Consider the following 11,380-nt stretch of genomic DNA (forward strand, 5'->3'; position numbering starts at 1 on the left):
TTAATATTGTGTTTTGGAGACCAGTGGTCTCCTCTATTTTTTTTCTCGCAGGCTCAAAGCACCGTTCCAGGTTCAAGTCCTGGTGGACCCGCTCACTCACTCCGTTCGCTTCTATTCATTATCGCGAACGGCAAAGCCGTTCGCTTGACGCAACTCATAAATTCGTTGCGGTCGGACTCACGCATTACAATCTATTTCATATTATATTTTGGAGACCAGTGGTCTCCTCTATTTTCCTTTCGCAGGCTCAAAGCACCGTTCCAGGTTCAAGTCCTGGTGGACCCGCTCGCTCACTTTGTTCGCTTCTATTCATTATCGCTCGGCGGTTTCACCGCCTCGCTTGATTTTGCTCGCAAGCTCGCAAAGGTCGGACTCGTGCTTGCAAGTGGCTTAGTATTATAATATATATATTATAATACGCATTGACAATGGGTTGGGGATGTGTAATCATTGTATTAGCAATCAAGAAATTGGTTGATTCACCTTTGTTCTTAAGAAGGAGGATTTGTGATGAGTGAGAAAGCAATACCGGCTGATGTATCCCGAATCTTTGACGGGATTAACAGTATGGTGGCGGAAAAGAAAGATGGTGATGCAACCAGGGACGAGAACCAGCAAGACGAGCGGTAAGGTCCATCATCTTTCAAGCAAAGAGTAGGCAGGATGCCTACTCTTTTTAATTATCATCTTGCTTGATGTGGTTGCTCGTTTAACATATAATTATATTAGGTTCTTTTAGGAGGGAGTGGGTTATGTCTATGCCAAAATGTCCAAGGTGTCAGAAATTTTTAGGCAGAAATAATAAATGCAGTCATTGTGAGAAGCCAAAAAAAGACCTCAAGCCCTGCAAGGAGTGTGGAGAGTTATCGGAAAAACTCTGCCCAAAAGGTAGATGTAGGGCTTGCTGGAACAAATGGCTGTCAAGATCCTTAGACGAGGATTTTGGTGACTGTGAAATTAAACCACCAACCCAATGAGGTTGGTGGTTTCTCTTTGTGTTAAGCAAAAACCCTGCGTGTATTGTGGGTTTTTGTTTGCTTTGTCTCGGTATTTATTATTGTTTTTTACAATTTGACATAGTCACTATAGCCGCTATTGCTGCTATACCAACTACTACATACACTATATTTGTAACGACATTCCATCCAAGCAAGTCGGTGAAAAGCCAGTTAACAACATCCCAATCTCTTTGTAAAAAATTTCCAATTCCTACAAGTCCCCAGTTAATTCCACCGATGACAATAAGAGCCATTGTTAGTTTTTGTGATCCACTCATCATAAGACCTATGTTTTTAATTAACAATTATCACTGGATACTTTCCAGTTAACTAATCATTATACCATATCATAAGGCGGTGGCGGTGGGTTTTACTTCTTAGTTTTTGTGGGTTGCGGGTGGGGGTAAGTTCTGTTATAATAAATCAAGAGAATGCTTTCGGCTTCTCGGTGTTCGTTTGGTTCTTTTTCAAATCGGAGGATATACTTATGGGAATTGAAGAAGACGCAAGGAGTGTGGAAGGTCAAGTGGGGGACGTGGTAAAACGGGCGAAGCAGACACAGGCAAAAGCAGAAAATGCTACAAGAAGAATGCGGTATTTTGTTTTTCTTGTTGCTAGTTTTTCCCTCGGTGTGCTTTCTACAATCACATATCATTCTCAAACGAAATGGGAAAAAGATACCTGGTATTTTTACAGACTGTCTCTCAAAAACCCCCCTAAGATGATGGGCTTTTTCCCTGATGGGATGAAGATTCCAAATCATGCTTCTTGTGGGATCAAGTTGGGTGTCAAAATTTGCCACTATGGTAACATAATGGCTGTTTCCCCAGTCCCATATGAACTTTTGGGGAACTCTGATAGGGATACCAGAGTTATCCTGGTTCCTAAAGATGGAGATGGTTCTTCATCCAGCAGGTCCCGAATGTGAGCCCAAGAAGCCCTGCAACTGTTTCGGCGAAATGGTTGCAGGGCTTTCTCTATTTTTCCGCTACTCTAAAGATTTTTTTATGTAGTCATTAATTCCTTTGGTGTCGTTGTATAGGAATTGTTGGATGTGGGGGTTTCTTTTGAGCCATCTGATTTGTTGTTTTGAGTATAATCTTACTTTTTTTATGATGTTTTCTTGTGCTGTTTCTTTGTCTATATTTTCTTCAATAAATTCAATAGCAAATCTGTAATACATGCTTAATTGAGAAAGTCTTTTTTTATCAATTCCGTCTTTTATACATTTTTTTGTTTCATTTATCAGAGAATTCCAAGAGTTGTCTAATCTTTGTTTTATTCTTTGGAGAAGTATTTCTTCTGGTGCAGAGAGGACAATAAACAGCGCATCATATCTCTTTTCCATTTTTCTCTTTGGTAGGTAGCCAAGTTTTTTTATTATTTCAATTGCTCTTACAACTCTTAATGGGTTGTCTTTATCTATGTCGTTTGCGACTTTTTTATCTAATTTCTCAAGTATTTTAAATATTTCTTCGTTGGTTTTGTCTGAAAGTTTTTCTCTTAATTCTTTGTTTGGTTCAACTTCTGCGAGAGAATTTTTAAAGCATATTGTGTCTATATAAAAACCTGTTCCGCCACAAATGATGGGGATTTTTTTTCTTGCTAGTATATCATCAATTGTTTCAACGGCTCTTTTTTCATATTCATAAGCTGAAAATGTTTCTGTTGGTTTGATTATGCTTATCAGGTGGTGGGGGATACCCATCATCTGCTCTTTTTTAATTTTTTCTGTGCCAACATCAAGGTCTTTGTATACTTGGCGAGAATCAGCTGAGACAATTTCACCATTTAATTTAAGTGCGATATCAACTGCAAGGACGCTTTTTCCGCTTGCTGTGGGTCCTGTTATTACAATTATTTTTTCCATAGAATAAGTAAGGTCTTTATATTATTATATAATTTTATATATGGTTGATGAAGTGATAGATTTTATAATTGATAATCTTTTTGGAAGACCGAGGGAGAGAAGAAATTTCTCGGCAAGGTTTCTTTTAATTACCATTGTGGGTTTGCTTTCCATTTCGGTATTTATATTGCCTATATTTATCAGGTTGGGCATACAAAACTGGGATAATGCTTTTCTCACTCTTTGTTTTTTGCTTTGGTTTGTTGCTGGTTTTAGGTATTTTGTTCAGGCGTTCAAAATGGAAAAAACGATGGATGCGGTTGGGGTTGTTTTGATTGCTTTGTTTGCGCTTGCTACGGTATTTATTTTGGGGAAATTGGGCTAAACACCATATATTGCATATTGTAAGGGGCGGTGCTACCATATTGTATATAGTTATTGATAATCATAATATATAGACAATATGGTTTACAAATATAGATATTCGCTTGTGGGGGGATTGGTTGCTTTTCTTTTAGGCATGCCGCTAACTTTAAGCAGTTTTGAGAATGCTATTACTTTCTTTTTGGGTGGTTCAATTTTGCTTCTTCTTATTTTCTTTGCTCAGAATTTAATGCCAAGTGGTAGGGAACAAAGAAATCTGTGGATTACTCTTGTTATATTTCTTCCTGCTATGTTTTACGCTTTTCAAATTGGCGCTTTGTCATCGCAATACACTAGTGTCTTTGGAATGGTTGAAATTTTTGTCTTTGTGGCGATACCTTTGATTGTTGCGCTTGCAGTTGGTATTTTTCTCTTTAAGAATCCAAAAAACTTTGCAACAAAATTATTAATAGCTCTTGCAATTCTTGGTTTTGGGATATTCACTCTTTCTGAATCAAATGCGGATTCTCTGAAAGATTTTTGTTTGGAAAATAATGGGGAATGGATAGAGAATAGTTATGAGTGTAGTTTTGACAATCAATTGGACGAGATAGAGGCTTACTTGCTTAAGAGTCAGATTATTGGAGATGTGGGAGAGGATCAAAGATTCTTGATGATAGAAAGAATGGAAAATGGAGATTTTGTTAGCGGTCTTTATGACTTCGGAGGTGATGGTATAGGAACAATATCATTTTTGACTGACAAGGCGATACTTTTGGGAGAAAGTAATTTGTTGGTATTGCCTGCTTCTGTGAGTCTTGATAGGGGGGAAGAGATGGCGTATTTGATTTTGTTTAAGAAGAGGGATAAAAGCTTTACTTATCCTCTCGCAAAGCAGAGGGATTCTATAGTTCTTCCTAATGGTGTGTCGGTTGATGGGCTGTCTTTTGAGGAAACAGACAGGGGACATATTGTTTCTGTGAGGTTTATAGGAGAAAGCGGTATCTTTGAGAATACGGAAATAGAAGTTGAGAGAAATAAGTTTGTTAGATAAAAAAAGAAATGGAAGGTGTGTAAGATTACACACCTTCCTATGTGTTAAGCGGGGAGTTCTGGATGTACCTTGTGGTCCATGGCACGATACCAAAGCTCACAGCGTGGCATCATTACTCCGCCACACCCACAACTTCTCTTTTTCAGTGAGAAATTGTGACTCTCTACATTTCCACAATTACTGCAGGAATGCTCACGCTCCACATCTTTCATATCAAATCACCTCGCTATTCAAAGAACTCTAATATAGAGTATATAATATCAATTGGTCAGAAGATTGTAAATTATCAAAAATTGTCTGTGGATTATTTTGCCGCTCTTCTCTTATAGTGCATTAAATAAGCCACCTTCGCAGGTGGCTTAAGATGGAAGTTAGGGAACGGACACAAGCTGTTTGTCGTGGCGTAAGTGAGCAACTCCTCACCTAAATAAACAGCACTTAGTAGTTGTCCTCGTCCGCAGGCTTTTTGGAATCAAGAATCCTCATTACCCCGACAGGCTAAATGCAGTTTATCTCCCTAAAGCTTCCACTATTAATACTATCGTAGGTGGCATATTTTTGTCAAGGGGGTCTGGGGCGGGTGGCTATTAGCCCTTTATTAATGGCATTTTGGGGTTTTAACATCATATATTCCCATAATCATATGGGCTTTAGATTTTATGTTAAAATTAATGTATAGTTACAAAGATTAAACATTAAATATTAGATATGTCACAAAGTGTTTGTATTTTTAGGGTGTATTTGTTAATAGTTTCTATTGCAACCGTTATAAATTTTGCTATAACAAATAACCCTGATTTTTGGGTTGTATTAAATATTTGTTTCATCATTACTCCGATTTGGTATTACCTTGTAATGAAGAATGATATGAACAAAACGGTGTTTGTGTTGCTTTTGATTCTTGGTTTGATAACCATTTACCAGTATTTTGTTGGAGAGTGGTCAGCAACCGAACCGGGTTGGTTATGGAATCTTGTTGATACCGTTGTTGTGGTGCTTTATGCATACCTCGCAGGTTCTAAATTAAGACTATCTTAATTAAAAAAAGTTAGAAAAAAATTTATTGAGAGGGCGTCTTAATGTCCGAGGGTTTTGATTTTGTCGAGTAGTTCTTCTAATATTTCATTTGGTGCTCGGTTTGTGTTAATTTTTTCTATGTTTCCTTTGAGGGTGTTGGACATAAAATTATAACCTTCTATAGTTTTTTCTATGGTTTCTTCAAAACTATCTTTTTCAATGTCCCTGCCTTTCATTCTTTTGTAGATCTCTTCTATGGGGCATTCAAGTAAAAAGTAGGCTGGCTCTATGTTTAGTTCTTTGATAAAAATTCTCTCTGTAGTTTTTATGAGATTTAGAATCTCTTCGTCTTGGTTGTTTGTGAAGTATTGATAAACATAAGTGGATAGTATAAATCTATCCAGTATCACAGTTTTTCCTGATTTTATCGCAGGGGCTATTTTTTCTTTTATAAGTTTTAATCTTGTGGCGGAGAAGAGTAGGGTATCCACATAAGGATCCCGAACACTTTCATTCTTTATTATGTCTCTCATTTTTTCGCCAAATTCTGTTCCACCAGGTTCTCTGAAAAACAGGGTGTCGCTTGGCATCTTCTTTTTGAGCATGTCTATGACGGTTGTTTTTCCAACGCAGTCAGCTCCTTCTATTGCTATTAAATTTCCCATAATTACCGACTATTATAGTAAAAACAGATGGAATAAGCAATCTGTCTGTAAAGGGTGTATAATATCAACATATGAATTATAAGAAGATAACATTTTATGGTTTTTTGATTTGGTTCATCCCTTTTATGATCTCCTTTCCATTTTTTAATAAGGCAGGGGAGATATTGATTGATAGAACGGCATTTAATGTATTTATAACGGTTGTCCTAATTTTTGTATTTTCTTTCTTTCTTTGGCTTTATCTGAAAAGTGTTGATAAAGATTTCAGAAAAAACACTATTGTGTTTGGTCTTACAGCGTTTTTTGTTTCTGTATTTGCAGATTTATTTGTCTTGGTAGGTTTGCTTACTGTAACGCTTTATGAATATTTTATTTGGACTCTTCCAGCTTATCTGAATATATTGATAATAACAATCCTTGTTGAAAGGGTTATTGAAATAGTCCGTAAGTGATAAACAATAATTAACAACGCGGTGTTTATCGTGGGATATTCATCGCAATAGCAAGCCAAGCAAAACAAGCAAACACAATAATACCAATAACGAACTCAAATATTTCATCTCTTGGGATTGGCCAGCCAAATAGTATAGACAGAAACCAAATCAAGGCAAATATAATAATGACAATAACTAATCCAAATTTAAAATCATCATAAGGATCCTTCATATTTTTGCTATTTTATGTTTAGCTTTGCGCTAATTGTTTGCCTATCTTGAATCAATCGCGTATCTGCCAGGTCCAAAACCAAAGTATGCGAGAAGTCCTCCCAACAGCATAAGGTTCTTAGAGAATCCTATTGGGTCGGTTGCTACGGGGTGGTATATTATCGTTGCCAATACTGTGAATACAATGAGAGCGATTAAGCCCCATCTTGTCCAAAGTCCAAACACGAGAGAAAGACCTCCCAAGATTTTAATTAACAATGCTCCTATTGCAAAGAAGTGCGGCCAGAAACTAAAACCTGATTCAACTGCTTGTAAAAATCCTTCATAGTTAAGAGCAGATGTTATTCCGCCGAACGCAAATAAACCACCTATAAGTATCCTTCCGAGAAGGGCAGATAAATTTGCTAATTTATTGCTTATTTCCATAATATTTTACTATTTGTTTTTAATAACGCTCGTCAGACTTTTTCTTTCTCTTGTCTTTTTTCTTATCGCCATCTTTATCCTTTTTATCCTTGTCTTTGCCGTATCTCTCGTTTTTGTAGTTGTAGAGGGCACCTCCATCAAACATTGATCTGCCGCTGACTGTTGTTTCTGGGACTGGTCTCATGACGATATCCCAGTGCTCAACGATAATTCCATCTTCAAGGCGGAATATATCCATATTTGCTGCACCTGTAAAGCCATTTCCTACATCCTGCTTGTTAACTGTGTAGTGGGTATGAACAAACACCAAATTACCCTCTGCGCCGACTCTCTTAACATCTGCGTAGAGGTTGGGGAATTGGGCGAAGAAGACATTTTGGAATAGGTCTTTCAGATTCTCTCTGCCGTTTTGCTCTGTTGGGTTGTGTGCTATCCAATTTTCATCTAATATCTCATCAAGGACATCAACATCTCTGCCGTTTAATGCTTCCAGCATATATCTCAACACTATTTTTTTGTTTTTCTCTTCTACTCTCTTAGATTCTTTTTCAAACCTTTCTCCGTCAAACATAGAATTTCCATTTACAGAAGTTGGAGAAACAGGTTGTGTTATACTCCAATGCTCAACGATTCTTCTTTCGTCTTTCTTACCTTCAAGTAAATATATTTCTCCAAGAGCGAAACTGTTTTCTGCGTAGTCGTTTCTTCTGTCTTCAGTATTGATTGTAACATGGCTTTGGACAAATACTAGACCGTCATCCGCTACTGCTCTTTTTATGTCAACATAATATTCTGGGAAAGCAGAGAACCAGGTTTCTTCTAATGAATTTTTGATACTGACAACGCCGTCGCCTACGAGTGGGTCGTGTTGTTTTATGTTTTCATCAACAAGTTCATCAAGTACACTATAATTTTTGTTGTTGTATAGCTCTTCTATAAAGGTCAAAACTAATTTTTTATCATGCACATCTCTATCATCATCTCTATCATCATCACCCCTCTCTGACTTTTTAGATTTTTTAGAGTCGCGGTCATATGATTCATCATCTGAAAATAGCGATCTAAAATCTCTCGTCTCTCTCGCGCTATAATCAGGTGTTCCATCCTCTAAGATTGGAGTTATTGTTTCCTCATAACTGAAAATTGCCAGTATGATTATTACAATAATCCCAATAAAAATATATTTTTTCTTCATAAATCAAAACAATATAAATTTTTAATATGGAAGTATTATACCACACTGAAATATAGGCATAATTTAGGTAAATTGTGGCTTAAAAATACCAAAAATCGCTTGTGCTGTGTTTATTATAAAATTTCTTTTAGTTGCATATCTTGTGATATAATTAATAGGGAAACAGAGGGGTGCCTTTGTTGATTATTAATCACTTGATGATTTATTGTTAAATTATGAATAAGCCATTTTACAAGACCTGGTGGTTTTGGTTGATAGTAATTCTAGTAATTGGAACTATAGTTGTAAATCGTTAATTAACAAGAGTCAAACCCTTGTTATATTATGGATGAGGAAAAACCCAGACAATGACTTGCTTGGGTTTTTTCTTTGGTTTGTTGTGGTATAATGTTTATATATGAATAAAAGTAAACATCCAGCATTGAGGAACAGGATGGTATTTTTATATGCCCTGTATACTCTTCCGTTGGCTTCCATTGCTATTGGTGGTTTCTCGGAGGAGTTGTTACCTACATCAGCGACAGTTTTATACTATTTGATTGTGTATGGAGCAGGAGTCATAACCATGTGGTATCTTATCTTTTTCCTGCGATCAGTAAGGGCGAATTGGTTTAGAGCTTTTACAGTGGTTCTCTTTTTCTTGTCATTTGTCGCATCTTTTTTCTTTCTGGTGGCTTCTTCAATCGGTCTTATATTTTTTGACACATTAGCGCCCGGTCTTTTAGATGAATTGGCTACTGATGTAAGTTTTGATGTAAGGTTTCCGCTTCCACTCATTCTTATATCCTTTTTTGTTTTCATTGCTCCTCATATCCCAAGTTTCATTCTCTTGGGGATAATTTATCTTGCTATTCGTAATAAGCAGAATGTTTAATAGTAAAAATGAAAAAAGAAATTGATTTTTTAGCCCAATTTGCTAAAACAAGGGGATTTTTCTTTCTTTCGTCTGAAATATATGACGGCTTTGCTGGGGTTTATGATTATGGTCCTTTGGGTGTTGAACTTGTAAACAATATAAAAAAGAATTGGTGGAACAATATGGTGAGAGGTCATTCAGACATTGTGGGTCTTGACTCTGCGATATGCATGTCTCCAAGGGTTTGGTCTGCATCGGGTCATATCAAAAATTTCAGCGATCCCTATGTGATATGTGGCGAAACGGGTGAAAGGTTGAGAGCGGATACACTGCTTGAGGAGGCAGGGGTTTCTGCAGATGGGATAACGGATGAAGAAAAATTTACAGAACTTTTTGATAAAAATAAAAAAAGTGTCAAGTTGCCAGATGGATGTAAGGTAGAAAATTTATCAAAGGTTTCTTTTGGAAATCTTTTGGTTTCTGCATCAATGGGGACAGAAAATGACTTTCATAATGGAAAGATATATCTAAGAGGGGAGACATGTCAGGGGATATATGTGAATTACAAAAATATCGCAGAGTCAATGCGTTTGAAAGTTCCTTTTGGTATCGGTCAGATAGGGAAGGCGTTTAGGAATGAAATTTCCCCAAGACAGTTTTTATTCAGAACGCGTGAGTTTGAACAGATGGAACTTCAATATTTCGTCCATCCAAAAGATGCAAAAAAATATTATGACCAATTCAAAAAAGAGAGGTTTGATTCTTTGTGTTCAATTGGTCTTTCAAAAGATAATCTTAGATTTAAAAAACATGAGAACCCCGCGTTTTATGCAAGTGAGGCAGAAGATATAGAATATAACTTTCCTTCTTTTGGGTGGAAAGAAATTGAGGGCATTCACAACAGAGGAGATCATGACTTGTCCGCTCATTCTAAAGAATCTGGAATTTCACTTGATTATCTTGATCCAGAAACAAATGAAAAATTTATACCGCATGTTATAGAAACATCAGCAGGTGTGGGAAGAATGGCGATGGCGCTTTTGTTTGAAAGTGTGGAAGAGGAGAAGCTTGAGAATAATGAGACGAGGCTTGTGAGCCGTTTTGCACCATCAATTGCTCCTATTACTGTGGCTGTTTTACCGCTTTCAAAAAATAAAAAACTCAACGAACAGTCAAAAGATATGTTTAATCTTCTTAAAAAAGATTTTTCAGTTTGGTATGATGAGACCCAGTCAATAGGGAAGAGGTATAGGAGGCAGGATGAAATAGGGACGCCGTTTTGTGTGACGGTTGATTTTGAGACAGAAAATGATAAAAAGGTGACAATAAGACAGCGCGACTCAATGTCGCAGGATAGGGTAGATATAAATGATGTTGTGGATTATATAAAAGAGAAGATTGGCTAACGGCTAACCGTGTCTTTCATTTAAGATTCTTTTTATCACCTCAACGAGATCATCAAAATCATAACTTTTTCCACTTTTGAAAGCTATTCCACTTGTTTTTGTTATGAAGACAAAGTATGGAGTATTCGCGGCTTTCAACTGTTGTGCTTCTTCGCGTTGTTGCATAACGGTGTCTTTGTGTCTGTCTGATGCTTCGCATGATAGTAGGGCACGCTCGTTTATATCAAGATTTTTTGCAATGCTTTTTATTCTCTCCTCTGGGAATTGTAATTCTTCAACGACTTCAAGAAGTTGTCCTATAAATTTCCAAGCGATTTCGTCATTTGTTATTTCACGGACACATTCCACAAGTTCTGCTTTTCTGTATGATGTTTCGTCTATGTGTGGGTAATGTCTGAAAACCCACGCGACCGTGCCAGATATGCCGTATTCACTTTTAAGTAGTTGATAAAGAACTGGGTGCTGTCTTTGGCAATAGGGACATTGTAGGTCGCCGTATTCAATTATTATTATTTCTGCTTCGGGGTTGCCTATAAAAAGATCGTCTTTATAGCTCACGGGTTTTACAGAGGCATCTTCTTCTATAATCTCTATTTTTTCTTGAAGGTTAATCTCTGCGACAGCGTCTTTCTCTTTCTGGTAATTGAAAATTATAGAAAGAGAGATGATTGACGAGGCAATTATTATAAAAATAGGTATGCGGTAATGGTAAAACATAAGTGATATAATATAATTGTACTATAAAATAAAATATGTTTTCTTATATAAAAGAGGGTATCGTGCAGGGAATTTCAGAGTTGTTTCCTGTGTCGTCTTCCACACATCTTATGTTTTTTACGGATATGGGGGCAGAGATTATGCCACATTCAGCATTGGCATAATCTCT

14 protein-coding genes are annotated in these 11,380 nt (G+C 36.8%); 6 read left to right on the top strand and 8 right to left on the bottom strand.

The genetic code is table 11. The features are described 5' to 3' along the window. Positions 1 to 1,054: 1,054 nt before the first annotated feature. Positions 1,055 to 1,279 carry a DUF378 domain-containing protein gene (locus tag OXU73_01985; protein ID MDD9868075.1) on the bottom strand — a complete coding sequence of 75 codons (225 nt, stop codon included), beginning with the start codon at positions 1,277 to 1,279 and terminating at the stop codon, positions 1,055 to 1,057. A gap of 206 nt (positions 1,280 to 1,485) precedes the next feature. On the opposite strand from OXU73_01985, the gene OXU73_01990 reads away from it, so the two are divergent. Next, positions 1,486 to 1,926: a hypothetical protein gene (locus OXU73_01990; GenBank protein MDD9868076.1), complete on the top strand. Its 441-nt coding sequence runs from the start codon at positions 1,486 to 1,488 to the stop codon at positions 1,924 to 1,926. Between the two features lie 60 nt (positions 1,927 to 1,986). Here the strand turns inward: OXU73_01990 and miaA are convergent, their stop codons facing one another. Beyond that, the gene (gene miaA / locus OXU73_01995) at positions 1,987 to 2,868 is read right to left on the bottom strand and encodes a tRNA (adenosine(37)-N6)-dimethylallyltransferase MiaA (protein MDD9868077.1); all 882 of its coding nucleotides are present in this window, start codon (positions 2,866 to 2,868) and stop codon (positions 1,987 to 1,989) included. Positions 2,869 to 2,908: 40 nt separating this feature from the next. Here miaA and OXU73_02000 point away from each other — a divergent pair, with 40 nt between their 5' ends. From OXU73_02000 to OXU73_02010, 3 genes are all read left to right on the top strand, one after another. Further along, positions 2,909 to 3,232 (top strand): hypothetical protein, encoded by a 324-nt coding sequence (locus tag OXU73_02000; GenBank protein ID MDD9868078.1) that lies wholly within the window; start codon positions 2,909 to 2,911, stop codon positions 3,230 to 3,232. A gap of 78 nt (positions 3,233 to 3,310) precedes the next feature. Further along, positions 3,311 to 4,264, top strand: a complete 954-nt coding sequence (locus tag OXU73_02005) for a hypothetical protein (GenBank protein ID MDD9868079.1) — start codon at positions 3,311 to 3,313, stop codon at positions 4,262 to 4,264. Between the two features lie 855 nt (positions 4,265 to 5,119). Beyond that, the gene (locus OXU73_02010) at positions 5,120 to 5,302 is read left to right on the top strand and encodes a hypothetical protein (GenBank protein MDD9868080.1); all 183 of its coding nucleotides are present in this window, start codon (positions 5,120 to 5,122) and stop codon (positions 5,300 to 5,302) included. Positions 5,303 to 5,340: 38 nt separating this feature from the next. Here OXU73_02010 and tmk read toward each other — a convergent pair whose 3' ends face one another. Continuing rightward, the gene (gene tmk, locus OXU73_02015) at positions 5,341 to 5,946 is read right to left on the bottom strand and encodes a dTMP kinase (protein ID MDD9868081.1); all 606 of its coding nucleotides are present in this window, start codon (positions 5,944 to 5,946) and stop codon (positions 5,341 to 5,343) included. Positions 5,947 to 6,017: 71 nt separating this feature from the next. On the opposite strand from tmk, the gene OXU73_02020 reads away from it, so the two are divergent. Further along, on the top strand, positions 6,018 to 6,398 hold the full coding sequence (locus OXU73_02020; GenBank protein MDD9868082.1) for a hypothetical protein: 381 nt from the start codon (positions 6,018 to 6,020) through the stop codon (positions 6,396 to 6,398). Positions 6,399 to 6,423: 25 nt separating this feature from the next. On the opposite strand, the gene OXU73_02025 is transcribed toward OXU73_02020, so the two are convergent. From OXU73_02025 to OXU73_02040, 4 genes are all read right to left on the bottom strand, one after another. Beyond that, positions 6,424 to 6,612, bottom strand: a complete 189-nt coding sequence (locus tag OXU73_02025) for a hypothetical protein (protein MDD9868083.1) — start codon at positions 6,610 to 6,612, stop codon at positions 6,424 to 6,426. 41 nt (positions 6,613 to 6,653) lie between these two features. Beyond that, positions 6,654 to 7,037: a DoxX family protein gene (locus OXU73_02030; GenBank protein MDD9868084.1), complete on the bottom strand. Its 384-nt coding sequence runs from the start codon at positions 7,035 to 7,037 to the stop codon at positions 6,654 to 6,656. Positions 7,038 to 7,056: 19 nt separating this feature from the next. Continuing rightward, on the bottom strand, positions 7,057 to 8,232 hold the full coding sequence (locus OXU73_02035; GenBank protein ID MDD9868085.1) for a nuclear transport factor 2 family protein: 1,176 nt from the start codon (positions 8,230 to 8,232) through the stop codon (positions 7,057 to 7,059). A 531-nt stretch (positions 8,233 to 8,763) separates the two neighbouring features. Further along, a complete protein-coding gene (locus tag OXU73_02040) occupies positions 8,764 to 9,033 on the bottom strand; it encodes a hypothetical protein (protein ID MDD9868086.1) in 270 nt (89 codons plus the stop codon). Between the two features lie 81 nt (positions 9,034 to 9,114). On the opposite strand from OXU73_02040, the gene OXU73_02045 reads away from it, so the two are divergent. Then, positions 9,115 to 10,494 carry a glycine--tRNA ligase gene (locus OXU73_02045; protein ID MDD9868087.1) on the top strand — a complete coding sequence of 460 codons (1,380 nt, stop codon included), beginning with the start codon at positions 9,115 to 9,117 and terminating at the stop codon, positions 10,492 to 10,494. Positions 10,495 to 10,497: 3 nt separating this feature from the next. On the opposite strand, the gene OXU73_02050 is transcribed toward OXU73_02045, so the two are convergent. Beyond that, on the bottom strand, positions 10,498 to 11,211 hold the full coding sequence (locus tag OXU73_02050) for a thioredoxin domain-containing protein (protein ID MDD9868088.1): 714 nt from the start codon (positions 11,209 to 11,211) through the stop codon (positions 10,498 to 10,500). Positions 11,212 to 11,380: the final 169 nt, after the last annotated feature.

This window comes from Candidatus Campbellbacteria bacterium (assembly GCA_028817035.1).
In the GTDB taxonomy this organism is placed as follows: domain Bacteria; phylum Patescibacteriota; class Minisyncoccia; order Phycocordibacterales; family JABAAK01; genus JAPPQH01.